The sequence below is a fragment of the Micromonospora sp. WMMA1976 genome (assembly GCF_027497335.1).
In the GTDB taxonomy this organism is placed as follows: Bacteria; Actinomycetota; Actinomycetes; order Mycobacteriales; family Micromonosporaceae; genus Micromonospora; species Micromonospora aurantiaca.
This window is the reverse complement of sequence record NZ_CP114912.1, coordinates 3497219-3521963: the sequence shown is the minus strand read 5'-3', so window position 1 is coordinate 3521963 and position 24745 is coordinate 3497219. Positions and strand designations below refer to the sequence as shown.

The following is a 24745-nucleotide window of genomic DNA, read 5'->3' as shown; positions in this document are numbered from 1 at the left end:
CCACCGGCCGGCGCGCGACTCGCCATACTGTCGGCGATGACTGCGGACGTGCGTACCGAAGACGGTTGTCGCCTGTGGGCCGACCGGGTCGGCGCCGGCGCGCCGCTGGTGCTCTGTCACGGCGGCCCGGGCATGTGGGACTACCTCGGCCCGGTCGCCCGGCTGCTCGACGATCGCGCCCGCGTCATCCGGTGGGACCAGCGTGGTTGCGGGCGCTCCGAGCGGCGCGGTCCGTACACGATCGACCGCTTCGTCGCCGACCTCGACGTGGTACGCGAACACCTGGCCGGACCGCGAACGGCGGTGCTGGGCCACTCGTGGGGCGCGCACCTGGCGCTGCGGTACGCGATCGAGCACCCGGAACGGGTCAGTCACCTGATCTACGTGTCCGGCACCGGCATCGACCCCGATCGCGGCTGGCACCCGCACTACGAGCGGAATCTCCGGCGGCGGCTCGGGCCCCATCTGAACCGGTGGGAGGCGCTGGGTGCGCGCACCCTCACTCCTGCGGAGGAACGCGAACGGGCGGTCCTGCAATGGTCGGCCGACTTCGCCGACCCTGACGCCTCCATGACGCACGCCGAGGGCATGGCCACGCCGTGGCTGGGCATCAACCACGACTGCAACCGGGCCATCAACGCCGAGGTCAAGCAGGAACTCCGCACCTGCGACATCGCGGCGCGGTGCCGGACACTCGACCTGCCCGTGCTGATCATCGACGGACCCGAGGACATCCGTCCCCGCTGGGGCGTCGACTCGCTGGAGCAGGCGCTGCCGAACTGCGAGCGGGTCAGCCTCCCCGGGTCCGGTCACCTGCCGTGGGTCGAGAATCCACACGGCTTCCGTCGGGTCGTGGCCACCTTCCTCGATGCGACGGTGTGAGCCGACGTCCGGAACCTGAAAGCGGGAGCCATCGGTAGCGGCGTGTCGCGGAGATCGATACGTACGGGTACACCCGTCCCGTCGGCGGGACGGCTAGAGTCCCAAGGCCACAGCGAACAGAGCGGACAGGGTCGCTCTCCCCTCCCAGCTGTCAGGAGCCGGCAATGGGTAACGAGATTCAGCTGATCAGCGACGGCGACGGACTGGCGGTCATCGGAGAGCCGAGGGCTGTCGAACGTTTCCTCGTCTCCGAGGGCCTGCCGTCGAAGGACCTCGGGCTGCCTCGGCTCGGGTCTGTGCTCACGGTGGGGACGGCAGCGGCTCAGGCCGGTTCCGAGATCGCCGCCAACTCGGGCCGCTGGGTGCAGCTGACAAAGGAATCGGCCCAACTCGTGCACAAGCACGGGCTGATGCCGACCAAGACTCCAGGTGTCAGCCACGCGATGGTCGGCGATCCGGGCTCGATCCACAAATGGCTCCAAATCGACAAGGCGTCGATGGTCGGCAATCCGGCGCTGCTGGCCGGCGCCGCCGGACTCATGGCGCAGCTCGCGATGCAGCAGAGCATGAAGGAGATCACCGACTATCTCGCCACAATCGACGAGAAGGTCGACGATGTGCTCCGCGCCCAGAAGGACGCGGTGCTGGCCCGAATGATCGGCGTGGGCTTCGTCATCGAGGAGTCCATGACCATTCGCGAGCAGCGGGGTCGGGTCGACGAGGTCACGTGGTCGAAGGTGCAGGGCGCGCCGGCGACGATCGCAGAAACCCAGGCGTACGCGTTGCGTCAGCTCGACGCGCTCGCGGAGAAGTTGGAGCGTAAAGCCGCTATCGGTGATCTCGCCAAGGCGGCCAGGGAAGCGGAGTCCAAGGCGCAGGAGTGGCTCGTCGTCCTGGCCCGCTGCTTCCAGCTGCAGGACGCGATCGCCGTGCTCGAACTCGACCGGGTGCTGGATGCGTCGCCGGACGAGTTGGACGGGCATCGCGTCGGGCTGAGGAACGCCCGGCAGAACCGGCTCGAACTCATCTCCCGGTGCACCGAGCGTCTGCTGGCTCGCATGGAAGCGGCCGCGGGCAGGGCGAACGCCAAGGTGCTGCTGAACCCGATGGACTCACCGGCGGTGGTGAAGTCGAGCAACCACGTCTCCGCCGCCATCGTCACCTTCCACGGGCGGCTCGGGATCGAGGGTGATCGGCAGTCGTCGGAGGCGAGACGATGGACGGACGCGGCCAAGGAGGCGAGAGACAAGGCTCTCGAGACCGGAGCAGACGGCGTGGACGCCGCTCGGCGCCTCGGCAACGACACCTTCGACCGGGCGAAATGGGCGACCGGCAAGCTCTCCGGGCGGGTCGGCGGGTGGGCACTGCGTCGGCGCGGGGAGGACGACGAACTCAAGGAGAAGAGTGGCGACGCTTGATCAGGAGAGAACGTGACCTGATAGCTGCTGACGCTGTGGAGATCTTGGTACGAAAGGGCCCTCATGGGGGCCGTCTCGTACCAAGATCTATTCGTGTCTCGTCTGGTGAGACAGCGCCGCAGAGAAATCGACGCAGCAACATTTATGGATGTTCGGCTGGTGTCGAACGGTTGATCGTCCTGGTCGGATGGCGGAACGGACATCGCCGTTCGACGATGACAGGAGGGACCGTGCGCACACCATCCCGTGCGTTGACGGGGACCACCGCGCTGCTGCTGGCAGCCGGTCTGGTCCTGACCGCCGCTGGCGGCGGCCAGGCGGCACCCCGGGAACAGACCCGTACCCAGGCGCCACCCGACCACCTGCCGGGCGACCGGCACGACACCAAGGCCACTGACAACCGCAAGGGCCGCGTTCTCGCCAGCGACCGGCAGCGCGACCGCGCCGCCGCGCTCGGCGCCCGCGTGCGCTGGACCGACTTCGGCACGCCCGCCACGCTCACCTCCACCGGCAAGCCCCTGGCCACCGGGCTGCCCGCCGACCCGGCCGCCGCCGCGCGCGCGTACGTCGCAGCCAACCGGGACGTGCTGGGCCTGACCGCCGAGGGTGCCGCCGCGCTGGAACTGCTCACCGTGGCGCCGATGGGGCAGGGCGCCACCGTACTGTTCCGGCAGCGCTTCGGTGACCTGCCGGCCGCCGTCGACGGCATGCTGTCGATCGGCGTACGCGACGGAGCGGTGTGGCACGTCAGCTCCTCGCTCGCCCGTGACGCCGGTACACCGGCCCCCGCCACGATCAGCGCCGAGCAGGCCCGCCAGGCCGCGATCGCCGACGCCGGCCGTGCCGACGCGCAGGTCGTGCGTACCTCATTGGTCGCGGTGCCCACCGCGGACCGTGGGCCGCGCGCGGCGTGGGAGGTGGTCCTCGGCGCGGACACCACCGGCGCGGACCCGGCTGCCTACTCCACCTACGTGGACGCCCGCGACGGCGCGGTGCTGGTCCGCGAGGACCTGATCGACCACGACGCCGACCACCCCTCGTGGGAGGTCTTCCCGAACTCGCCGCGTGTCGACAAGTCGTCGGCCGACACCCGCAAGCGGTGGTGCGCCGTGCCGGCGCGCGGCTGCGCCGAGGTGGTGGGCGTGCCCGGGCACCCGGCGTGGGACGTGGACCCGGCCACCGGCCAGTCCACCACCACGACCAAGGGCAACAACGCGATCGCGGTGCAGAACTGGAACAGCAACGACCCGTTCAGCGTCGGCACCGAGACCGCGACGCCCCGCCCGGACCGCCGGTACGACTACCCGTGGACGAACCAGTGGCAGGAGCAGCGCTGCAACCCGGAGGTGTTCACGTCGCCGCAGGCGAACGACATCGACGCGGCGCGGGCGAACCTGTTCGCCATGCACAACCGGATGCACGACTGGACCTATCACCTCGGGTTCACCGAGGAGACCTGGAACATGCAGCAGGACAACCTCGGCCGCGGCGGGCTCGGTAACGACCCGGAGCAGGGCAACGCTCAGGCCGGCGGCATCAGCGGCGGTCCGCCCGCGTTCGCGGCGCGTAACAACGCCAACCAGATCACCCCGCCGGACGGCGTCGCGCCGACCACCAACATGTACCTGTGGCAGCCGATGGCGGGCTCGTTCTACGCGCCGTGCGTCGACGGCGACTTCGACATGTCGGTGATCGCCCACGAGTACGGCCACGCGGTCACCAACCGCATGATCGCCGGCCCGAGCGCCGGGGTCAGTTCGCCGCAGGGCATGAGCGAGAGCTGGTCGGACCAGCTCGCTATGGAGTACCTCTTCGAGCACGGGTACGCCGCGCCCGGCCGGCGCGGTTTCACCATCGGCGAGTACACCACCGGGGACCCGAACGCGGGTATCCGCAACTACAACATGAGCGACAGCCCGCTCAACTACAGCTCGGTCGACTACGACTTCGTCGGCCTCCAGGTGCACGCCTCCGGCGAGTTGTGGAGCGCGACGAACGCCGACATCCGGGCTGGCATGATGCGCCGCTGGGGCAGCGGCACCCCGGCCGTGCAGAAGGCGTGCGCCACCGGCGCCCGCGACGTCACCGCCTGCCCCGGTAACCGGCGTTGGATCCAGCTGGTCTTCGACTCGTTCCTGCTGATGTCGGTCAGCCAGGTCAGCATGGTCGACGCCCGGGACGCGATGCTCGCCGCCGACCGGATCCGCTTCGGCGGGGCCAACCAGGACCTGCTCTGGAACGCGTTCGCCAAGCGCGGTCTCGGCGAGACGGCGGCCAGCGTCGGCCACACCGACGCCGACCCCACGCCGGGCTTCACCTCGCCGTACGCGCGGGAGGCCGCGCTGCGGTTCCTGCCGGTCGGCGAGCGCGGGCCGGTGGCCGGCGCGCAGCTGTTCGTCGGGCGCTACCAGGCCCGGGCCGTGCCGGTGGCGGACACCGACGCGGCCACCCCGCTCACCGACCGGGTCGACCTCGTGCCCGGCACGTACGAGTTCGTGGTACGGGCGCCCGGCTACGGTCACACCCGGATCGGCCCGGTGACCGTAAAGGCGGGTCAGAGCCGGACACTGCCGGTGACGTTGCGACCCAACCTGGCCTCGGCCACCGCGGGCGCGGCGGTCAGCGGCGACGGGATCAACCTGCCGCAGATCGCCGACGAGGACGAGGCCACCAACTGGGCCGCGCTCGGCGCGCCGGTCGCCGGCCGGCAGGTCACAGTCGACCTGGCCGGTGACGTCCAGCAGGTACGCCGGGTGCAGGTGAGCGCCATGCTGCGCCCGCCGGTCGCCGGTGACGCCGACGCCGGAACCCAGAGCCGGTACTCCGCGGTGCGGCAGTTCCGGGTCCTGGCGTGCACCGCGACGGGGCCGGTGACCTGCGCCGACGCGGCGGACTTCCGGCCGGTCTACACCAGCCGGCCGGACGCGTTCCCGGCCGTCGCGCCGCGTCCCCGGGCGCCGGAGCTGATCATGCGGTCGTTCGACATCCCGCGCACCACTGCCACGCACCTGCGCGTCGAGGTGCTGACCAACCAGTGCACGGGCGCGCCGGACTACGCCGGTGAGCAGGACGACGACCCGCGGGCGGCGACCGACTGCGCCACCGCCAGCCCGCAGGCGCAGAACGTGCGGATCGCCGAGTTCCAGGCGTTCACGCGCTGACACACACGGCGGGTGCGGACGGGCGGCCGTTGTCGTCCGTCCGCACCCGCCACCGTGTGTTCACGCGCGGTTCGGATCGCCGTCGCCGGATCGGGACTGTACGGCGGGCAGGATCCCGGACAGACTGAGCATCGTTCGGCCATCAATGCTGATCGATGCGCTGTCGTCCCGTTCAAGGAGGATCCCTTGACCCCGCTCCGCGCCGCCGTCGCCCGCGTACGCCGCGCCCTCGCCGCGTCCGCCCTGGTCACCGCCGTGGCCGCCGCCGCGCTCGTCGCACCGTCCACGGTCTCCACCCGCCTCGCCGAGCCCGCTGCGGCAGCCGTCTACGGCTCCTGCACGCAGTCCCGCTGCGCCGACGCGCGCACCGCGCGATCCGGCTGGTCCGCGAAGAGCTTCCCGACCAGCCGCGGCTGGTACTCGTGGAGCGGCGGCAAGTGCAACTTCGCCGGCGGCCGGTTCTACAACTACGAGGGACAGCTGCCCACCGGCGCCACCTACTACGAGTACGACGTGTACCCGCGCGCCTGCAACGCCTCCCGGGACGCGTACCGGATCGTGGTCAACAAGAGCACCGGGGCGACCTGGTTCTCACCCGACCACTACGCCAACTTCTACCGGCTCTGAGCAGCCTCGACGCCGGCCGGGCCCGCAGTGCCCGGTCGGCGCCGTCGGGAAAGGACGGATCATGGGTACGCGGCTGCCGGCCTGGCTCGTGTACGTCGGCACTCCGTCCGAACCGGACGGTGTGCCGGTCTCCGGTACGGCCGGCCGCACCCGGGCCGGGCTGCACGAGACGCTGGCCGGTGCGCTGGAACTGCCCGACTGGTACGGCCGCAACTGGGACGCCCTCGCCGACGCGCTCGCCGACCGCCTCGACGCCGGTCCGCTGACAGTCGTCGTGACCGACGCGGCGGACCTGCTCGCCGACGAGCCGCCCGCCCAGCTCGGCACGCTGCTGGACGTGCTGGGCGCGGTCGCCGCCGGTGGCCACGAGACGCTGCGGGTGGTGCTGCACGACCACCCCGACCGCCTGCCCGCCCTGCGCGACCGCGTCGCCGCCGTGCTCGGCGGACGGCTCGCCGGCCCACCCGCGCCCGCCTGACCGGGTGCCGTTTCCCCGCCACTTCCCCGGCCTAGTGGTGGGCCGTGCGCCAGGTCGGGGAAGTGGTGGGGTCCGGTGAGTGGGGATGCGGCCACTTCGGGGAACTGGCGAGCCGGGCGCCAGGTCGGGGAAGTGGCGAGGTGAGGATGAGTGCGAGCCGGGTGGTGCGCGGGTGGCGTCAGGCGGGGTGGTCGAGGATGGCGCTGAAGCGTTCCTCGGCCAGGTCGAGCTGGGCCAGGATGTGCTGCTTGACCGGTGGTGACAGCGGTGTGTCGGGCCGGGTGACCAGGTCACGGAAGAGCGGCACCAGCGGGCGGTACTTGGCGGCGGCGCGGGCCACCTTCGGCCCGACCGTGTGGATCACGCCCACGCCGTTGTCGGTGAAGTCGGACACCTTGATCACCCGCGCCCAGGGTTCCCGTTCCAGGCTCGCCGCCACGTGCTCCCGGTACTGCTCGTCGCGGTCCCGGCCCGGGTCGTACGCCGGGTTGGTGACCGCCGCGACCAGCCGGGCGACCCGCGACCCGAACCGGCCGGACAGCGCGGCGAGTGCCGCCGAGGTCACGTCGGGCCCGGTGGCCGAAGGGTCGAGCCCGGCGAGCTCGGCGGGGTGGTCCTCGACCGCGTCGTGCAGCAGCCCGGCGACGATCACGTCCACGTCCCGCACCTGGTAGTGGTGCATCAGCCGGATCGACACCCGCAGCAGGTGGTTGAGGTACGGCTCGCGTACCCGCCGGTCGTCGCGGTGCAGGTCGGCGGCCAGGTCGAGCGCCTCGGTCAGCCGGTCGCGGGCGGTCTCGTCGAACGCCTCGATCTCCAGCCGGAACCGGGCCAGCAGGCCGGGCTCGCCGTGGATCTCGGTGATCGCGTGCATCGGCATGGTGGCGAGGTACGCGGGGAACTCCATGCGTCCCTTATAGCTGATCTTCGCTAGATCCGGTGCCCGCCGGGCCGCTCACGTCGCCGGTGAGGCGCTTGACCAGGCGTACGCAGGTGCCCTCCGGCGTGCCGACGATGGTGGCCTCGTCCATCACCCGCGCCATGATCAGCCGCCCGCGCCCCCGGTCGCCGCTGTCGTCGCCGTCGGCTGCCCGCCAGCCGCCCTGGTCGCGTACCTCGATCTCCAACCGGTCGCCGCGCAGCTCGGCCCGCAGCGTGGTGATCCCCTCCGGCGCGAAGCGGTACCCGTGCTCGATCGCGTTTGCGCACGCCTCGCCGGTGGCGATGAGGACGGTGTCGACGTCCCACTCGCTCACGCCTTGGGCGTGCAGCCAGCCGCGCAACCGTTCCCGGGTGGCGGCGAGCCGGGCCGGGTCGGCCGGTAGGTCGATGGTGAGGACCGGGCCGACGTCGCCGGATGTCCCACCCGTCACGTCCGGCCCTCCGTCCCGTGCCCGTCCCCGGGCCTGGGCGCCCACTCGCGCTCTCACCGCCTGATTCTCACCCTGTTGTCCCCGGTGGCCGCCGATTCATTCCCCCGGCGGCGATGTCCGTCAACGTGATCATCGCGCATCGGCGGCGGCGTGTCAGCCGGCGGGCCGATGACGACGCCGGGCCGGCATCCCCGCAGGGACGCCGGCCCGGTCGCCGGGTGGGCTCCGGAGCAGGTCAGAGCGGCAGTCTGCCGGCCCCGGCGAAGGCGTCCACGACGAACGGGACCAGCGGGGTCGGCAGCGGCCGGGCGGCCCGCAGCGTGGGCGCCCACCCGGCGTCGCCGCCGAGGTCCGGGTCGTGGACGGCGTTGTACGCGGCGAGCAGGTCAACCGGCCGGGGCAGGCGGTCACCCTGCCGGACCCAGCTGCCGCGCTCGGTGAGGGCGGTGCCGCCCCAGTCGTAGAGCAGGTCGGCCGGGGCGGTGTCGCCGGTGAGGGTGAAGAAGTTGTTCTCCGCGTACAGGGCGGACTGCACGCCGACGCCGATGGCGTACGCGAAGCCGGGCCCGCCGAGCCGGTAGTGGTTCTCGTGCACGTCGACCCGGCCGAACCGCACCCGGGGCAGGCGTTGCAGCGTGCCGTCGAACAGGTTGTGCCGCACGGTGACGTCGAGCCGGCCCACGTCGGGGCCGACGGTGTTCGACGAGCCGATCAGCATCACCTTGTCCCGGCCGGTGAACCGGTTCCAGGAGACGGTGACCAGGCTGGCCGTGTGCGTGACGTCCACCGAGCCGTCGTGTACCTGCCAGGGCCGGCCGAAGTAGACGGGCTGGGCGCTGTCCGGGTTGTCGCCGTCGGTGAACGTGTTGTGGTCGATCCAGACGTGCTCGCTGCGCCGCACCGAGATCTGGTCGTACTGGGAGTTCCAGTTGCCGGTGTCGCCGTCGGTGGGGGACCAGGCGGGGAAGCAGTCCCGGGCGTCGGTGAACTCGATGTTGCGCACGATCACGTTGTCCACCCGGTCGATCATCAGCGTCAGGCCGGTGAGCCGGGCGCCGCGCAAACCGATGATCGTGGTGTTGGAGCCGACGTTGATCTGGGTCTGCCGGGTCTGGGCGGCCACCGACCGCACCCGGGCGGCCTCCAGCGGCCCGCTCGGGTTCGTCCGGCCCCAGGTCGCCGGGTCGTACGCGGCCAGGTAGGCGGCCAGCGAGTACTCCGGGTCGGCCAGGTCGGCGCAGTCCAGCGGCGTGCCGTCCGGGCCTTCGAAGCCGTCGATTGTCCCGGCCACGTACACGATCTTGGCGGTGCCGTCGGCGGCGTTCGTGGCGTTGTCGCCGCCGAGCGCGGCGACCAGCTCGGCGCGGGTATGCACGACGCGTACCCGGTCCGGCGTGGCGGCCGATCCGCCGGTGGTGCCGGTGCCGGCGGCGGCCCAGCCGTCGTTCGCGGCGAGGGCCTGGCGGCCGATCAGCTCGGCGGCCCGGGACGGCTCACCGGGTGCGGCCGGTGCGGGCGCGGCGGTGGTGAGGACGAGCGCGGCGGTCAGCGCCGCGACGACTGCGGTTCGGGTACGCATGACTCGTTCCGTTCTCCTGGAGGGACATTCACTGCACTGGCAGGTCCACCACATGGGGCTTGACCGCCCACGGCACGCCCGCCTCGGACGGCAGCGCGCCGGTCTGCGCGGCGGCCCGCAGCACCGCGCCGACGCCCCGCACCATCCGCACCCGCTGCGGGCCGTCGCCCGCCTCGCCTACCAGGTCCCCGTCGAGCAGCGTCGGAACGGGTGCGTCCCGCAGCGCGTCCAGCACCGCGGTGAACGGCTCGGTACGCGCCAGCGGCGCGATCAGCGGCGTGCCGTCCGCGCGGTGGTCGAGCAGGTTCGCCAGCAGCCCCCGGCGGCCGGGCACCGGGCGCGGCGCGTCGTCGCCTGGTAGCCGCAGCCGGTCGGTCGGGTACTCCAGCAGCGCCCGTCCACGCTCGCCGGTGACGAGTACCTCCCCGGGGACGTGTTCCTCGGCGGCGAGGGTGAGCGCGGCCAGCACCGGCGGCCCGGCGTGCGGGGTCAGCCGCAGCACTGTGGTGTCGTCCACCTCGATCGGGCGGACCCGGTAGCGCTCCACAGCGATCCGGGCCGGGCGTACCGGTGCGCCGGTGACCGATTCGGCGACGGCGAGGCACTGCATGAGCGCGTGCGCGAGCGGGTTGGCGAGCGCGCCGTCCAGCGCCGGGCGGCCGTCGACGGTTCGCCGTCCGGCCCAGGGGGAGCGGGCGTAGTAGGCGTCCGGGCGTTGCCAGGCGGCGAGCGTGGCGATGCCGGTGACCGGGCCGAGCCGGCCGAGCGCGCCGGTCAGTTCGGTCAGCGCGGCCGAGCCGAGCGCCTGGAAGTTGACCTGCACGGCCCGGCCGGCGGCGTGCGCGGCCTCGGTGAGCATCAGGTGTTCGGCGAGGTCGAGCACCGGCGGCTTCTCCAGCAGCAGGTCCGCCCCGGCGGCCAGTACGTCGAGCGCGATCGGCAGGTGGGTGTGCGGTGGCGTGCAGATCACCACCACGTCCGGGCGGCACGCGGCGAGCATGTCCCGGTGGTCGGTGAGGACGGCCGCCTCCGGTGGGACGGGCGCCTCCGGTTCGGCCTCCAGCGGCCGCACGTCGACCAGCGCGACCAGGCGTGCACGCCCGGCGGCGTGCAGCTCCGCGATGGTCCGGCGGTGCCAGCGGCCGTGCCCGTTCGCCCCGATCAGCGCCACCCGCGGCGGGTCGTTGCCACTCACCGGCTAAACCCCGCCGGTCGCGGCGCGCCGCCGGTCACCGGGCGTCCGCCAGGGTCGCCCGGACGCCGTGGCGTTCCAGCGCGGTGAGCCAGCCGGTCACGTCGGCACGGAACTCGTCGTCGTCGGCCAGGTCGGCCGGGAACACCTCGCGGAGCGCGAAGACCGCGTCCACCACCCCGGCCGGGGTGTGCGCTCCGGCCGCGAGGGCGGTGCGCAGCCGGTCGGCGAGCGGGTCGTCCAGCGGCAGCGGCCGGCCGTCGTCGGCGTACCCGAGCAGGAACCGCAGCCAGGCGGCCACCACGAGCGCGCTCCACCGCGCCGATCGGCCGGCGGCCCGCAGGTCGGCGACTGTCTGCAGCACCCGCTGCGGCAGCTTCTGCGAGCCGTCCATGGCGACCTGCGTCGTCCGGTACCGGATCGCCGGGTTGCCGAACCGGGCGAGCACCTGCTCGCCGTAGCCGGCCACGTCGGCGCCGGGCGGCGGGGTGAAGCTCGGCGCGATCTCCTCGGCGAGCAGCCGCCGCAGCACCGCGTCCAGGTGCGGCAGCGTCAGCGCCTCGGCCACCGTCTCCGCGCCGGCCAGCGCACCGAGGTACGCGGTGGCGGAGTGCACGCCGTTGAGTGCCCGCAGTTTCAGCCGCTCCCACGGGCCGGCGTCGCCGGTGAGGATCGCGCCGGAGCGTTCCCAGGCCGGGCGGCCGCCGGGGAAGTCGTCCTCGATCACCCACTGCGACCACGGTTCGGCGGCGACCGCCGCCAGATCGGTCACGCCCAGCGCCCGCCGGGCGGTGTCCCGGGTCTCGTCGGTGCTGGCCGGCACGATCCGGTCGACCATGGTGCCGGGGCAGGTCACCGCCGTGAGCACCCGTTCGGCTGTCGCGTCCGGCACCCGGGCCAGCGCGAGGCACTGCTCCACCAGGCCGCGCAGGCGGCGCCCGTTCGCGGGCAGGTTGTCGCAGCTCACCAGCGCGATCGGCCCGGCGTCGGCGGCGGCGCGGGCGAGCAGCCCACGCACCAGCAGACCGGGCACGGTACGCGGGGGACGGCCGCTGGTGAGGTCGGCGGTCAGGTCCGCGTCCACTGTCAGCGCGGCGGTCACCGGATCGAGCCGGTACGCCTTCTCGGTCACCGTCAGCGTGACCACCCGGATCGCCGGGTCGGCGAGCAGGGCGGCCACCGCGTCCGGGTCGCTCGCGGCGTGCCGTACCCCGGCGAGCGCACCGACCACCCGGGTCGTCGCGGCGTCGGGGGCGAGCGTGGTGACGCTGAACAGGCAGTCCTGCGCGGCCAGGGCGTCGACCACGTCGGTGCTGCGCGGCGCGACGCCGACGATGCCCCAGTCGCCGCCGGCCGCGCCGACCGCCGCCTCGGTGTGCACGGCCTGGTGGGCGCGGTGGAACGCGCCGAGGCCGAGGTGGACGATGCCGGCCGGTACGGTGCCGGGGCGCAGCAGCGGCCGGGACTCCGGCGGCAGGTGGCGCAGCGTGGCCAGGCCGAGCCGGTCGGGGGTCAGCGCCATGCCGGGCCGTCCGGGAACCGGTACCGCGCGATCGACTCCTGGCGCATGGTGGCGCTGTAGCCGGGCGCGGTGGGCAGCAGGTAGCGCCCGCCCCGGGTGCGGACCGGGTCGGTGAAGTGCTCGTGCAGGTGGTCGACGTACTCGACCATGCGGCCGTCCAGGCTCGTGCCGACCCGCACGTGGTCGAAGATCGCGAGGTGCTGCACGTACTCGCACAGGCCCACGCCGCCGGCGTGCGGGCAGACCGGCACGCCGAACTTCGCCGCCAGCAGCAGCTCGGCGAGCACCTCGTCCACGCCGCCGACGCGGCACGCGTCGACCTGCATCACGCCGATCGCCTCGGCCTGGAGCAGCTGTTTGAAGATGACCTTGTTGGCGGCGACCTCGCCGGTGGCGACCCGGCAGCGGCCGCCGGTCAGCTCGGTCACCGCGCGGGCGATCCGGGCGTGCCCGAGCACGTCGTCGGCGTGCGTGGGCTCCTCGATCCAGTACGGGTCGACTTCGGCGAGCACGCCCATCGCGGCGATCGCCTCGTCCACGTCCCACACCTGGTTGGCGTCCATCATGAGCAGCGCGTCCGGGCCGATCTCGGCCCGGATGATCCGGGCCCGCCGCAGGTCGTCCTCGATCCGCCCGCCGACCTTCATCTTCATCGCGCGCCACCCCTGCGCGTACGCGTCGCGGGTCAGCGCGCGCACCTGCTCGTCCGGGTAGCCGAGCCAGCCCACCGACGTGGTGTACGAGGGGAACCCGTCGCGTTCCAGCGCGGCCAGCCGGTCGGCCAGGCCGTCTCGTCCCTTGTCGAGGATGGCCGCCGCCTCGTCGGGGGTGAGCGCGTCGGTGATGTGGTGGAAGTCGACTGTCGCGACCAGCTCGTCGGTGGGCATCTCGGCGAGGAGGCGCCACATCGGCTTGCCGGCGAGCTTGGCGCGCAGGTCCCAGACCGCGTTGACGAGCGCGCCGGTGGCCATGTGGATCACGCCCTTCTCCGGCCCGAGCCAGCGCAGTTGCACGTCGGCGGCCAGGGAGCGCCAGAACGCGACGGGTCCGGCGGCTATCTCGGCGACGGTGCGTCCGCGGACGTGGTGGGCGAGCGCGCGGACCGCCGCGCAGGTGATCTCGTTGCCCCGGCCGTTGGTGAACGTGAACCCGGTGCCGGTGGGCCCGCCGTCGGTGGTCAGCTCCACGTACGTGGCCGAGTAGTCGCCCCTGTTTATCGCGTCCGAGCCGTCGCCGCTGGCGGCGGTGGGGAAGCGCACGTCGTGCACCTCGACGTCGACGATCGTGGTCATGAAGGCCCACCTCCGAACTTGAAGACCTGCTTCGGCAGCCGGTACGCCAGGTCGACGATCGTCTCGGCGGCGTCGTCCGCGGTCATCCGGTGCTCGGCGACGAGGCGGGCGAGGAAACCGGCGTCGACCCGGCGGGCCACGTCGTGGCGTACCGGGATGGAGCAGAACGCGCGGGTGTCGTCGACGAACCCGGCGGTGTTGTAGAAGCCGGCCGTCTCGGTGACCGCCTCGCGGAACCGGCGCAGCACCTCGGGGGAGTCCAGGAACCACCAGGGCGCGCCGAGGCGCAGCGCCGCGTAGCCGCCGGCCAGGGGGGCGAGTTCCCGGGTGAACGTGTCCTCGTCGAGCGTGTAGAGCACCACTGTGAGCCGGGGGTCGTTGCCGTGCGCGTCGAGCAGCGGGGCGAGGCCGTGCACGTACTCGGTGGCCTGCGGCACGTCCCCGCCGACGTCGCGGCCGTGCCGGGCGTGCAGCCACCGGTTGTGGTTGCGCACCGCGCCGGGGTGCAGCTGCATGACCAGGCCGTCGTCGAGCGACATCCGGGCGAACTCCAGCAGCATGTGGGCCCGGAACGCCTCCGCGTCGGCGGCGTCGGCCAGGCCGCGCCGGCCCCTGTCGAACAGGGCCGCGGCCTGCGCCGGACTGAGATCGAGGGTACGGGCGGTCGGGTGCCCGTGGTCGGTGGAGGTGGCGCCGGCGGCGGCGAACGCCTCCCGCCGGGCCCGCAGCGCGGCCAGGTAGCCGGCGTACGTGCCGGTGTCCTCGCCGGAGACCTCGGCGAGCCGGTCCACGTTGGCCGACCAGTTGCCGAACTCCATGTCCACCACGTCGTCGGGCCGGAACGTGGTGACCACCCGGCCGCCCGGCCCGCCCCAGCCGTCGGCGGCGAGCTTGGCGTGCCGGCCCAGGTCGTCCAGCGGCGACTCGGTGGTGGCGAGCACCTCGATGCCGAAGCGTTCGAACAGCGCCCGGGGCCGGAACCCCGGTTCGGCCAGGCGCGCGGCGAGCGCGTCGTAGACGGTGTCGGCGGTGTCCGGGCTCAGCGGCGTGTCGACGCCGAACACGTTCCGGAACGTCTGCTCCAGCCACAGTCGCGACGGGGTGCCGCGGAACAGGTGCCAGTGCGCGGCGAAGCGCCGCCAGATGGTCCGCCCGTCGGTCTCCACCGGGCTGCCGTCCACGCTCGGCACACCCAGGTCGGCCGGGGGTACGCCCTGGCTGAGCAGCATCCGGGTCAGGTAGTGGTCGGGTACGACGAGCAGCCGGGCCGGGTCGGGGAAGGGCTGGTCCTCGGCCAGCAGCCCGGGGTCGACGTGCCCGTGCGGGGAGATGAGCGGCTGCTCGGCGGCGAGCGCGTACAGCTCTCGGGCCAGGGCGCGCAGGCCGGGCTCGGCGGGCAGCAGCAGATCGCTGGGGGAGATGATCGGCACGGGTGCGGGCTCCTCGGTCAGGGCAGGGTGAGCAGGTCGGCGACCCGGACGGGTGCGCCGGTCTCCAGCGAGCGGTTGGCGGCCAGGCCGGTGAGCAGGGCGAGCGCGCCGTCCCGGGCGGTGGCGGCCCGGCCGAGCGGGTCGGGTTCGCCGCCGAGCAGCACCCGGGTCATCCGGGCATCAGCGCCGCCGTGCCCGCGCCGGGTCCAGCCCTCGACCGGGATCTCCTGCGGCGGCGCCCAGAACGGGCGCAGCGTGAGCCGGGCCGTGCCCTGCTCCACCGCCGCCTCGTCGCCGTGCAGCGCAGCGCCCTTGAGCGCACCGGCGACGGACGGGCTGACGTGGTCGCTCTCGGTCACCTCCAGTTCGAGACGGCCCCGGCTGCCGTTGACCATGACCCGGTAGCCCTCCCAGGGGGCGTACGCGGTCAGGTGGTAGGTCATGGTCGCGCCGGTGTCGTAGCGGGCCAGCACCGCGAGGTCGTCCTCGATGGTCACGCCGGGGGCGAACACGTTGCGGTCGCGGTGGTAGCCGTCCTCGGCCTCGGCGTCGAGGTACAGCTCGCGCAGGCGCGGGTGGTCGGCCAGGCGCAGCGCGAACGGGTCCCCGTCGGCGGCAGGGGAGCCGTGCGCCCGGTCGTAGTCGCGGGCGTAGCCGTGCCGGCGGCCGTCCGCGCCGTAGAAGAACAACCGGCCGTACGCGTGCACCTCGACCGGGCGGGCGTCCAGCCACCAGTTGACCAGGTCGAAGTGGTGGCCGGACTTGTGCACGAGCAGCCCGCCGGAGACGGACTTGTCCCGGTGCCAGCGGCGGAAGTAGTCGGCGCCGTGGCGCACGTCGAGCAGCCACTCGAAGTGCACCGACCCGATCTCGCCCACCGCGCCGTCGGCGAGCAGCCGGCGGACCTGTTCGTGCAGCGGGTTGTAGCGGTAGTTGAACGCGACGGTGACGCGCCGGCCGGTCTCGGCGACCGCGTCGAGGATGCGGCGGCACCGTTGCGCGTCCACGGTCATCGGCTTCTCCACGACCACGTCGCAGCCGGCGCGCAGCGCCGCCGTCACGTACTCGTCGTGGGTGGCGTCCACGCTGGTCACCAGCACCACGTCGACCCGCTCCTTGGCGAGCATGGCCGCGAAGTCACCGGCGGCGTACGTGGGCACCGGCCGGTGGCCCAGCTCGGCCAGCCAGCGGTTGTGCGCGTCCATCCTCCGCTGGTTGACGTCGGCGAGCGCGACCAGCTCGGCGGTGTCGGCGTGGTCGAGGGCCAGCGCGCGGACGAACATCTCGGCGCGTGCTCCGGCACCCACCAGGGCGTGGCGGACCCGTTCCCGGGCCGGTGGTGACATGACGTCGGCCTCCCTGGCAGTCGGTTGCAAAGGTTTGCAGCCGAAGAAACCACGACGGTGGATGCGTCGTCAACGGATGGCGGCCAAGCCGCCCTATCCATCCGCATTGATGAGGTTTCGCGCGCCCACCGGGACCGTCGCCGCAATCGAGCCGCAACAATGGACCGTTGACACGGGCGCAACCGTTTGCATTAATGGGCGGCACCCGTGACGCCCACCACATCGGACGAGGGAGCCCGCCGTGCCAGCCACCATCCGGGACGTCGCCCGCGCCTCCGGTGTGCACATCTCCACCGTCTCCCGGACGTTCTCGGCCCCGCACCTGGTCAACCCGGAGACCCGGGTCCGGGTGCTGGCCTGCGCGGAGGACCTCGGCTACCGGCCCAACCGGGCGGCCCGGGCCCTCATCACCGGCCGTACGCACAACATCGGCCTGATCGTGGCCGACATCGCCAACCCGTTCTTCCCGCCGCTGATCAAGGCGGCGGAGGGGCAGGCCCGGCACCGCGACTACCACGTGTTCGTGGCCGACACCAACGAGGACCCGGTCGCCGAGGAGGATCTGGTCCACGCCCTGGCCAAGCAGGTCGACGGCGTGCTGCTGTGCAGCCCCCGGATGAGCAACAGCCTGATCGAGCAGGTCAGCCGCGAGGTCCCGGTGGTGGTGATAAACCGCCAGGTCGCCGGCCTGCCCTGCGTGATGATGGACGTCGGGCAGGGCGCCCGGGCCGCGATCGAGCACCTGCTCGGGCTCGGTCACCGCCGGATCGCGTTGCTCGGCGGCCCGCGCGGCTCCTGGACCGCCCGGGAGATGCGCCGCGCCGCGACCGCCGCCGCCCGGGGCGGGGGAGCGGAACTGACGGTCCTCGGACCCAACCAGCCCACCGAGACCGGCGGCGGCGCGCTCGCCGAACAGGTACGCCGCAGCAGCGTCACCGCCGTGCTCGCCTACAACGACCTGATGGCGATCGGCCTGATCGAGGGGCTGGACGCGATCGGGGCGCGGGTGCCGCACGACGTGAGCGTCGTCGGCGTCGACGACATCGCGCTGAGCCGGCTCACCCGCCCCAAGTTGACGACGGTGGCCACGCCGACCGCGGCCGCCGGCCGGACGGCCGTCGACATGCTGCTGCAACTCGACTCCGACGCGCCGCGTGGCGCCCGGGGCCGGGGCGCGGCGGCCGGCGACCGTCGCACCACCGCACAGGTAATGCTCCAGACCGAACTGGTCGTCCGCGACTCGACCGGGCCCGTCCCCGCGCCCGGCCGGGACGGCACCGGAGCCTGAGCAGGTGGCCCGGGCCCGCACAGCACTGCGGACCCGGGCGGCCCGTGGACGGCCGCCGGTGACGTCGTCGCCTCCCACAGCCGAGGAGTGAGCGCAGATGCACCCCGCAACGTCCCCCACCGCCGGCGTACCCGCCGGGCGGGATCACCGTACCCCCCTGACCCGACGCCGACTCGTGCGCGGCCTGGCCGCCGTCGCGCTCGCCGTGCCGCTCGCCCTGGGCGCGGCCGGCTGCGGCGACGACGACGCCGGCGGCGACGGCGGCCCGGTCAAACTCTCCGTCTTCTGGTGGGGCGGTGAGGCCCGGGCGAAGCTCACCGAGGACGCCCTGGCCCTCTACACCAAGAAGCACCCCGAGGTGACGTTCGAGAAGACCTGGCAGGCCAACCAGGGCTACTTCGACAAGCTCGCCACGCTGACCGCCGGCGGCAACCCGCCGGACCTGTTCCAGATCGACGACAACTACCTGGCCGAGTACGCCGGCCGCAGCACCACGCTCGACCTGGGCAGCTACCGCGACTCCGGCAAGCTCGACGTGTCGAAGTTCCCCAAGAGCCTGCTGGAGTACGGCGTGGTCGACGGCAAGCTCGCCGGGGTGGCCGCCGGGGAGAACACCCAGGGCCTGGTCTACAACAAGACCCTGCTGACGAAGAACGGGCTGCCCGAGCCGACCACCGGGATGAGCTGGGAGGAGCACATCGCCTGGGCCGAGCAGGTGGCGAAGAAGACGAAGGTTCCCGGCACCCAGGACCCGAGCGCCGACTACAAGGCGCTCTGGGTGTGGCTGCGCCAGCAGGGCAAGGACCTGTACCAGGGCAAGGAGCTCGGCTTCACCGCCGAGGACGTGACGAAGTGGTTCGAGCTGTGGAAGGGCGCGCGGGACCGGGGCGCCACCCCGACGCCGGACGTCATCCACGAGGGCAACTCCAGCGACATCACCAAGCAACTCGTGGTCACCGGCAAGTCGGCCACCTCCTGGGTCTGGGTCAACCAGATGCCGGACCTGAAGAAGAACACGAAGGACGAACTGGGCGTGATCGCCTACCCGGGTGACCCGAGCGCCCAGTGGGCTCGGGCCTCGATGTACTGGTCGGTGTTCAAGGGCAGCAAGCACAAGGACGTCGCCGTCGACGTGATCAACTTCCTCAACAACGACCCGGAGGCGGTGGCGCTGCTCGGCACCGACCGCGGTCTGCCGTCGAACATGGACCTGCGCGCCAAGGTCAGCGAGACCGCCACCGACCCGGCCATGAAGCAGTCCATCCAGGTCGAGTCCGACCTGGCGCAGAAGTTCGGCGCCTCGCCCCAGGTGCCGATCAAGGGCCACAGCAAGGTCAAGTCCGAGCTCGTGAAGGCCGCCGAGAACGCCCAGTACGGCCGCGCCACCCCGGCCCAGGCGGCGGAGCAGTTCGTCACCGCCTGCAAGTCCGCGATCGCCTGACCCCACGAAAGGACCGGTCCCGTGGCTCTCACCACGGCGCCCGGCCGGACCCCGCGCACCGGACCGGCCGGCCCTCGCCCCACGCGGCGTCGGGCCGGCCGGGCCCGGCTCGGCGAGGGCCTGGCGGGGTACGTCTTCCTCTCGCCCTGGCTCATCGGACTGATGGGCGTCACGGCGATCCCGATGCTGCTGTCGCTCTGGCTGAGCTTCACCGACTACGACATCCTCACCCCGCTGTCCGAGGTGCGGTGGGTGGGGCTGGCCAACTACGAGCGGATGTTCACCGCCGACCCGTCGTACTGGCACGCGGTGCGGGTCACGCTGACGTTCGCGCTGGTCGCCGTACCGCTGAAGCTGGCCGCCGCCCTCGGCGTGGCGCTGCTGCTCAACCGGGCCTGGCGCGGCGTCGGGCTGTTCCGCAGCCTGTTCTACCTGCCGTCGCTGCTCGGCGGCAGCGTCGCGCTGGCCATCGTCTGGGTAAACATGTTCAACCGGGACGGCGCGTTCAACTCGTTCCTCGCCCTGTTCGGCGTCGAGGGGCTGCCCTGGGTCAGCGACCCGGACTGGGCGCTGGAGACGCTGATGGTGCTGGCGATCTGGCAGTTCGGCGCGCCGATGGTGATCTTCCTGGCCGGGCTCAAGCAGGTGCCCACCGAGCTGTACGAGGCGGCGGCCGTGGACGGCGCCGGGGCGTGGCGGCGCTTCCGCGCGGTAACCCTGCCCATGCTCTCCCCGGTGATCTTCTTCAACCTGGTGCTGGAGACCATCAACGGCTTCCAGGGCTTCACCGCCGCGTTCGTGCTCAGCAACGGCACCGGCGGCCCTGTCGACTCCACCCTGATGTACACGCTGAAGCTCTACATCTCCGGCTTCACCGACCTGGAGATGGGCTACGCGTCGGCGATGGCGTGGGTGTTCCTGGTGGCGATCGGCGTGGTCACCGCCGTCTTCTTCAGCACCGGCCGGTTCTGGGTGCACTACTCGGACGGAGACGACTCATGACCGCGCTCACTGTCGCTCGCCGCCGGCCGGGCAGCGGCCGGAACGTCCTGCGGCTCGTCGTGCTCGTGGTGATCGTCGCGGTGGTGCTCTACCCGCTGTTCTGGATGCTCGGCACGTCGGTCAAGTCGCAGGCCGAGATCGTCAACAACGTCGGCCTGCTGCCGGAGGAGTTCACCCCCGGCAACTACCTCGACGGCTGGACCAACTTCGACATCAGCTTCGGCCGGTTCTTCCTCAACAGCGCAGTGGTCAGCGCACTCACCGTCGTCGGCAACGCGCTGTCCTGCCTGCTCGCCGCGTACGCGCTGGGCCGGCTGCGGTTCCGGCTGCGCAAGCTGTGGTTCACCGTGATGATCGGGACGCTGCTGCTACCAGGGCACGTGCTGATCGTGCCGCAGTACATCCTGTTCCGCAGCCTCGGCCTGGTCGGCGGCGACTGGCCGTACCTGCCGCTGCTGGTGCCGCAGTTCCTGGCCACCGAGGCGTTCTTCGTCTTCCTCATGGTGCAGTTCATGCGCGGCATCCCGCGCGAACTGGACGAGGCGGCCACCATCGACGGCGCGTCCCCGTACGGCGTGTTCCGGCACGTCATCCTGCCGCTGAGCCGCCCGGCCCTGGTCACCACGGCGATCTTCTCGTTCATCTGGACCTGGAACGACTTCTTCCGCCAACTGGTGTTCCTGTCCAGCCTGGAGGACTACACGGTCCCGGTGGCGCTGACCCTGTTCATCGACTCGACCAGCCAGAGCGCCGTCGGCCCGATGTTCGCCATGTCGGTGCTGTCGCTGCTGCCGGTGTTCCTGTTCTTCCTCGCCTTCCAGCGGATGCTCGTCGAGGGCATCAACACCAGCGGGCTGAAGGGATGACCGCCGTGCCTGTACCCACCGACGCCGTATCCGCCCACCCCGCGCCGGCCCGTGCCGACTGGCGGGACACGCTGCGCGAGGCGACCGACCTGGCGCTGCTCGGCTTCGCCGTGGCCCTCGCCGCGCTGCCGGTGCTCACGCTCGCCCCGGCGGTCGCCACCGCCAGTGCCGCGCTGCACGACAGGTCGGTCACCGGCGCCTGGCCCGACGCGCGGACCAGCCTGACCCGGTTCGGCCGCGCGTTGCCCGCCGGGCTGGCGGTGAGCGCCGTCGCCCTGGCCGCCGCCGCGCTGCTCGCCGCCGACCTGTCCGCGCTCACCACCGGCCGGGTACCAGGCGGCGGGCCCGCGCTCGCGCTCACCGCCGTCGTGGTGGCGGTCCTGCTCGGGTACGCGGGCCTGGTCGCCGTCGCCGTCGGGCGCACCGGCGGCCGGGGCTGGCGGACGGCCGCCCGTGAGGTGTCCCGCACCTGCCCGCAGCGCCCCGGCGTGTGGGCCGCCGCCTCCGGCGTCTGCGCGCTCGCCGTGGTGCTGGGTGTGCTGGTCACGCCGGTCGCGGTACCGATCCTCGGCGGGTACACCCTCGCGGCGCTGCACGCGCTCGACGCCCGCCGCCCGGTCCCCGCCCCGGAGCCGTCGTGACCGCCGAACCCCGGCTGGTAGTGGGCGGCGTCGAGGTGGCCCGGTACCTGGTCCGGCCGGACCTGGATCCCCGCCACGGCCCTCGGCCGTACCTGCATCCGGTGCGCACCCGGGCCGGCACCCCGGTCACCGACGCGCTCCCGGCCGACCACGTCTGGCACCTCGGGGCGTCACTTGCGGTGCAGGACGTGGACGGCGTCAACCTGTGGGGCGGCCGGACGTACGTGCGCGGCACCGGCTACACCTGGCGCGACGACCACGGCGTCATCGCGCACACCGGCTGGCGGGAGCGGGCCGCCGACCGGCTCGACCACGATCTGGAGTGGCGGGACCGGCACGGCCGGGTGCTGCTGCGCGAGCACCGGCGGATCACCGCCGCGCCGGCCGGGGAGGACGCGTGGTGGCTGGACCTGTCCGCCACGCTCACCTCCGCCACCGGCGCCGACGTGCACCTGGGCAGCCCGGCCACGAACGGCCGCCCGGGCGGCGCCGGTTACGGCGGCTTCTTCTGGCGTGCCGTGGCCGACGACGAACCGCGCGTCCGCACCGCCGACGCCATCGGTGAGGGCGACGTGAACGGCTCGGCCGCGCCCTGGCTGGCGTTGTCGGCCACCGCTCCCGGTGGGGGCGCGTACACGCTGGTGTTCACCGGTCTGGGGCCTGGTGACAGGTGGTTCGTACGCACCGCCATGTACCCGGGCGTCTGCGTCGCGTACGCGTTCGACGCCCCGGCGGTGGTCGCGGCCGGGCAGCTGCGGCACAACCGGCACCGCGTGCTCGTCGCCGACGGCGACCTCGACCCGGCCGACGTGTCGGCCCGCCTGGGAGTGACGCCATGAGCCCGACGGGCGGGCCGGAGGTGGTGTGCGTGGGCGAGACGATGGTGGTTCTCGCCCCTGACGACGGCGGGTCGCTGGAGCGCGTGGCGCGGCTCAGGGTGGGCGTGGGCGGCGCGGAGTCAAACGTGGCGGCCGGGCTGGCCCGGCTCGGGCACCGCGCGGCGTGGGTCAGCCGGGTCGGCGACGACCCGTTCGGGCGGCGGGTGGTGGCCGATGTCGCCGCCGCGGGCGTGGACGTCAGCCTGGTCACAGTGGATCCGGACGCGCCGACGGGGCTCTACCTGAAGGATCCGGGGCCGGACGGCACCCGCGTGCACTACCACCGCGCCGGGTCGGCCGCGAGCCGCCTCGGCACCGCCGACCTCGCGTGTCCCGGGCTGGCCGGGGCACGCCTGCTGCACCTGTCCGGGATCACCGCCGCGCTCTCCGGCACCTGCCGTGACCTGCTCGTGTCAGCGCTGGACGGGCGCGCGCTGCCCGGCGCCCGGGTCAGCTTCGACGTGAACCACCGCCCGGCGCTCTGGCCCGCCGACCGGGCCGGACCGGTCCTGCGTGACCTGGCCGACCGCGCCGACGTGGTGCTGGTCGGGCGGGACGAGGCGGCAGTGCTCTGGTCGGCGGGCGATCCGGCCGCCGTCCGTGCGCTGCTGCCGGGCCCGGAACTGGTGGTGGTGAAGGACGGGCCGGTCGGCGCGACGGCGCTGCCGCGTACCGGGCCGGCGGTGGTCGTGCCGGCGCTGCCGGTGGACGTGGTGGAGCCGGTCGGCGCGGGTGACGCGTTCGCCGCCGGGTTCCTCTCCGGGCTGCTGCGCGACCTCGACCTGCGAGCCTGCCTGCGGCTGGGGCACCTGACCGCCGCGCCGGTGCTGGCCGTGCCGGGCGACACCGCGCCGCCACCGGACGCGGAGACGATCGCGCGGGCACTGGCGCTGCCGGACGAGGCGTGGCCCGAGGATGCGCGAGCGCCGGTCAGGGGAGGGAGCGACAGATGAGCGGGCACGACTTCGAGGCCCTGTTCGGCGACGCGCGGGTGATGGTGATCCTGCGCGACCTGCCCGCCGACGAGACGGTCCGGCTGGCGGAGCTGGCCTGGGATCTCGGTATCGCCGTGGTGGAGGTGCCCATCCGTACCCCGGACGCGGTGCCGGCGCTGCGCGCCGCCGTGACGGCCGGGCGGCGGCGGGACCGGATCGTGGGCGCGGGTACTGTGCGTACCCCGGCGCAGGTGCACGACGCGGTGGCCGCCGGGGCGGCGTTCACAGTGGCGCCCGGCCTGGACCTGGCGGTGGCCGACGCGGCGGCCGGTCTCGGCGTGCCGCATCTGCCCGGTGTGGCCACGCCGACCGAGGCGCAGCGCGCCCTCGACCACGGCCTGGTGTGGCTCAAGGCGTTCCCGGCGGTCAGCCTCGGCCCGGCCTGGTTCCGGGCGGTGGCCGGGCCGCTGCCGGAGGCCCGCTTCGTGGCCACCGGCGGCGTCGACGCCGGCAACGCGGGTGACTTCCTCGCCGCCGGGGCGCGCGTGGTGGCCGTCGGGTCGGCACTCACCGACCCCGAGCAGCTGCCACGCCTGGCCACGCTCGCCGCCGGCGGCGCGGTCAGGTGACGGTACGGCCGGACGTGGTGGCGGTGGTCCGGATCGCCTTCACGATCGCCGGGATCGACCCGATCAGCAGCACCAGCGCCCAGATCAGCGCCACCACGGCGAACACCACGGCGCCAACGTCGTCCAGGATGCTGACCAGGATCACCGGCACCAGGCCGTGCAGGAACTGCAGCACCACTGTGCACAGCAGCGTGGTCAGCGCCAGCGCGACGAGGCCCTTGTTGCGCAGGAACCGGGGCTGGGCGGCGAGCAGCAGCGCGACCCAGACCAGTTTGAGCAGCAGCGTCAGCCCGAGCAGCACCGCCGCGTCGTCGACCGGGAAGAACCCCCACACCGCGAGGTACGCCAGCGTGCCGAACGGCGGGGCCAGGAACAGCGAGACCATCACCGTCAGCTCGACGAACGCGACGATCAGCAGGACCAGCGACACCAGCAGCAGCACGATCGAGAAGACGAGCGTGGCCACGCCCTGCACCCGGCCCTGCATCCGGTCCGGCAGCACCAGGCTCAGGCAGAACAGTCCGGTCGTCCAGAGCGCCACCACGTCGATCAGCGCCAGGTAGCCGATGCCCCGGCCGGACGGCTCGGACACCGCGCCGACGTCGCCCAGCTCGACGCCGAGCCGGCCGGCGTTGTCCCGCAGCGCGCCGCTCGCGTCGCCACCGCCGGTCAGGGCCGCCGCGCCCAGCTCCACGCCGACCACGAGCGCCACCGCGAGCAGGGCCAGCAGCAGGAACGGCTTGCGCAACTCACCCATGCCGCGTC

General features: G+C 73.1%; 22 protein-coding genes. 13 read left to right on the top strand and 9 right to left on the bottom strand.

Going from position 1 to position 24745, the window contains the following annotated elements:
* Positions 1-36 precede the first annotated feature (36 nt).
* From O7546_RS16370 to O7546_RS16350, 5 genes are all read left to right on the top strand, one after another.
* On the top strand, positions 37-882 hold the full coding sequence (locus O7546_RS16370; protein WP_194799192.1) for an alpha/beta hydrolase: 846 nt from the start codon (positions 37-39) through the stop codon (positions 880-882).
* A gap of 164 nt (positions 883-1046) precedes the next feature.
* Entirely contained in the window at positions 1047-2300 is a 1254-nt protein-coding gene (locus tag O7546_RS16365; protein WP_194799193.1) for a hypothetical protein, read from the top strand.
* 251 nt (positions 2301-2551) lie between these two features.
* Positions 2552-5461 carry a M36 family metallopeptidase gene (locus O7546_RS16360; RefSeq protein ID WP_281599242.1) on the top strand — a complete coding sequence of 970 codons (2910 nt, stop codon included), beginning with the start codon at positions 2552-2554 and terminating at the stop codon, positions 5459-5461.
* Positions 5462-5647: 186 nt separating this feature from the next.
* Complete coding sequence (locus tag O7546_RS16355) at positions 5648-6088, top strand: ribonuclease domain-containing protein (RefSeq protein WP_194799195.1); 441 nt, start codon at positions 5648-5650, stop codon at positions 6086-6088.
* A gap of 61 nt (positions 6089-6149) precedes the next feature.
* Complete coding sequence (locus O7546_RS16350; RefSeq protein ID WP_194799196.1) at positions 6150-6566, top strand: barstar family protein; 417 nt, start codon at positions 6150-6152, stop codon at positions 6564-6566.
* 178 nt (positions 6567-6744) lie between these two features.
* On the opposite strand, the gene O7546_RS16345 is transcribed toward O7546_RS16350, so the two are convergent.
* The 8 genes from O7546_RS16345 to O7546_RS16310 form a co-directional block, all read right to left on the bottom strand.
* A complete protein-coding gene (locus O7546_RS16345) occupies positions 6745-7473 on the bottom strand; it encodes an HD domain-containing protein (protein ID WP_194799197.1) in 729 nt (242 codons plus the stop codon).
* Positions 7474-7480: 7 nt separating this feature from the next.
* Positions 7481-7939 (bottom strand): ATP-binding protein, encoded by a 459-nt coding sequence (locus tag O7546_RS16340; protein WP_194799198.1) that lies wholly within the window; start codon positions 7937-7939, stop codon positions 7481-7483.
* A 235-nt stretch (positions 7940-8174) separates the two neighbouring features.
* Positions 8175-9518 carry a polysaccharide lyase family 1 protein gene (locus tag O7546_RS16335; protein WP_194799199.1) on the bottom strand — a complete coding sequence of 448 codons (1344 nt, stop codon included), beginning with the start codon at positions 9516-9518 and terminating at the stop codon, positions 8175-8177.
* A 28-nt stretch (positions 9519-9546) separates the two neighbouring features.
* Complete coding sequence (locus O7546_RS16330; protein ID WP_269697137.1) at positions 9547-10713, bottom strand: Gfo/Idh/MocA family oxidoreductase; 1167 nt, start codon at positions 10711-10713, stop codon at positions 9547-9549.
* A gap of 34 nt (positions 10714-10747) precedes the next feature.
* A complete protein-coding gene (locus tag O7546_RS16325) occupies positions 10748-12232 on the bottom strand; it encodes a mannitol dehydrogenase family protein (RefSeq protein WP_194799201.1) in 1485 nt (494 codons plus the stop codon).
* Positions 12223-13524 carry an enolase C-terminal domain-like protein gene (locus O7546_RS16320; RefSeq protein WP_269697136.1) on the bottom strand — a complete coding sequence of 434 codons (1302 nt, stop codon included), beginning with the start codon at positions 13522-13524 and terminating at the stop codon, positions 12223-12225. Before O7546_RS16320 ends, O7546_RS16325 begins: the two co-directional genes overlap by 10 nt.
* Positions 13521-14954, bottom strand: coding sequence for a glucuronate isomerase (gene uxaC / locus O7546_RS16315; RefSeq protein WP_281599235.1), 1434 nt, complete (start codon positions 14952-14954; stop codon positions 13521-13523). The genes O7546_RS16320 and uxaC overlap by 4 nt, the downstream gene beginning before the upstream one ends.
* Positions 14955-14971: 17 nt before the next feature.
* A complete protein-coding gene (locus O7546_RS16310) occupies positions 14972-16300 on the bottom strand; it encodes a Gfo/Idh/MocA family oxidoreductase (protein ID WP_281599233.1) in 1329 nt (442 codons plus the stop codon).
* A gap of 241 nt (positions 16301-16541) precedes the next feature.
* On the opposite strand from O7546_RS16310, the gene O7546_RS16305 reads away from it, so the two are divergent.
* From O7546_RS16305 to O7546_RS16270, 8 genes are all read left to right on the top strand, one after another.
* Entirely contained in the window at positions 16542-17588 is a 1047-nt protein-coding gene (locus tag O7546_RS16305; protein ID WP_194799205.1) for a LacI family DNA-binding transcriptional regulator, read from the top strand.
* Between the two features lie 97 nt (positions 17589-17685).
* A complete protein-coding gene (locus tag O7546_RS16300) occupies positions 17686-19029 on the top strand; it encodes an extracellular solute-binding protein (RefSeq protein WP_194799206.1) in 1344 nt (447 codons plus the stop codon).
* Positions 19030-19050: 21 nt separating this feature from the next.
* Positions 19051-20031, top strand: a complete 981-nt coding sequence (locus O7546_RS16295) for a sugar ABC transporter permease (protein WP_194799207.1) — start codon at positions 19051-19053, stop codon at positions 20029-20031.
* Positions 20028-20897 carry a carbohydrate ABC transporter permease gene (locus tag O7546_RS16290; RefSeq protein ID WP_194799208.1) on the top strand — a complete coding sequence of 290 codons (870 nt, stop codon included), beginning with the start codon at positions 20028-20030 and terminating at the stop codon, positions 20895-20897. The genes O7546_RS16295 and O7546_RS16290 overlap by 4 nt, the downstream gene beginning before the upstream one ends.
* Entirely contained in the window at positions 20894-21538 is a 645-nt protein-coding gene (locus O7546_RS16285; protein ID WP_194799209.1) for a hypothetical protein, read from the top strand. Before O7546_RS16290 ends, O7546_RS16285 begins: the two co-directional genes overlap by 4 nt.
* A complete protein-coding gene (locus O7546_RS16280) occupies positions 21535-22377 on the top strand; it encodes a PmoA family protein (RefSeq protein ID WP_269697134.1) in 843 nt (280 codons plus the stop codon). The genes O7546_RS16285 and O7546_RS16280 overlap by 4 nt, the downstream gene beginning before the upstream one ends.
* Positions 22374-23369: a sugar kinase gene (locus tag O7546_RS16275; RefSeq protein WP_194799211.1), complete on the top strand. Its 996-nt coding sequence runs from the start codon at positions 22374-22376 to the stop codon at positions 23367-23369. The genes O7546_RS16280 and O7546_RS16275 overlap by 4 nt, the downstream gene beginning before the upstream one ends.
* Positions 23366-23980: a bifunctional 4-hydroxy-2-oxoglutarate aldolase/2-dehydro-3-deoxy-phosphogluconate aldolase gene (locus tag O7546_RS16270; protein WP_194799212.1), complete on the top strand. Its 615-nt coding sequence runs from the start codon at positions 23366-23368 to the stop codon at positions 23978-23980. Before O7546_RS16275 ends, O7546_RS16270 begins: the two co-directional genes overlap by 4 nt.
* Here the strand turns inward: O7546_RS16270 and O7546_RS16265 are convergent.
* Entirely contained in the window at positions 23973-24737 is a 765-nt protein-coding gene (locus tag O7546_RS16265; RefSeq protein WP_194799213.1) for a hypothetical protein, read from the bottom strand. The two genes, O7546_RS16270 and O7546_RS16265, sit on opposite strands and share 8 nt — an antisense overlap.
* Positions 24738-24745: the final 8 nt, after the last annotated feature.

What these genes read in the sequence shown, in the direction of transcription:
- O7546_RS16335 (WP_194799199.1), bottom strand. Translation starts at nt 9,518, where the DNA reads ATGCGTACCCGAACCGCAGTCGTCGCGGCGCTGACCGCCGCGCTCGTC.
- O7546_RS16345 (WP_194799197.1), bottom strand. Translation starts at nt 7,473, where the DNA reads ATGGAGTTCCCCGCGTACCTCGCCACCATGCCGATGCACGCGATCACC.
- O7546_RS16270 (WP_194799212.1), top strand. Translation starts at nt 23,366, where the DNA reads ATGAGCGGGCACGACTTCGAGGCCCTGTTCGGCGACGCGCGGGTGATG.
- O7546_RS16275 (WP_194799211.1), top strand. Translation starts at nt 22,374, where the DNA reads ATGAGCCCGACGGGCGGGCCGGAGGTGGTGTGCGTGGGCGAGACGATG.
- O7546_RS16370 (WP_194799192.1), top strand. Translation starts at nt 37, where the DNA reads ATGACTGCGGACGTGCGTACCGAAGACGGTTGTCGCCTGTGGGCCGAC.
- O7546_RS16285 (WP_194799209.1), top strand. Translation starts at nt 20,894, where the DNA reads ATGACCGCCGTGCCTGTACCCACCGACGCCGTATCCGCCCACCCCGCG.
- O7546_RS16290 (WP_194799208.1), top strand. Translation starts at nt 20,028, where the DNA reads ATGACCGCGCTCACTGTCGCTCGCCGCCGGCCGGGCAGCGGCCGGAAC.
- O7546_RS16350 (WP_194799196.1), top strand. Translation starts at nt 6,150, where the DNA reads ATGGGTACGCGGCTGCCGGCCTGGCTCGTGTACGTCGGCACTCCGTCC.
- O7546_RS16310 (WP_281599233.1), bottom strand. Translation starts at nt 16,300, where the DNA reads ATGTCACCACCGGCCCGGGAACGGGTCCGCCACGCCCTGGTGGGTGCC.
- O7546_RS16265 (WP_194799213.1), bottom strand. Translation starts at nt 24,737, where the DNA reads ATGGGTGAGTTGCGCAAGCCGTTCCTGCTGCTGGCCCTGCTCGCGGTG.
- O7546_RS16365 (WP_194799193.1), top strand. Translation starts at nt 1,047, where the DNA reads ATGGGTAACGAGATTCAGCTGATCAGCGACGGCGACGGACTGGCGGTC.
- O7546_RS16300 (WP_194799206.1), top strand. Translation starts at nt 17,686, where the DNA reads ATGCACCCCGCAACGTCCCCCACCGCCGGCGTACCCGCCGGGCGGGAT.
- O7546_RS16325 (WP_194799201.1), bottom strand. Translation starts at nt 12,232, where the DNA reads ATGGCGCTGACCCCCGACCGGCTCGGCCTGGCCACGCTGCGCCACCTG.
- O7546_RS16320 (WP_269697136.1), bottom strand. Translation starts at nt 13,524, where the DNA reads ATGACCACGATCGTCGACGTCGAGGTGCACGACGTGCGCTTCCCCACC.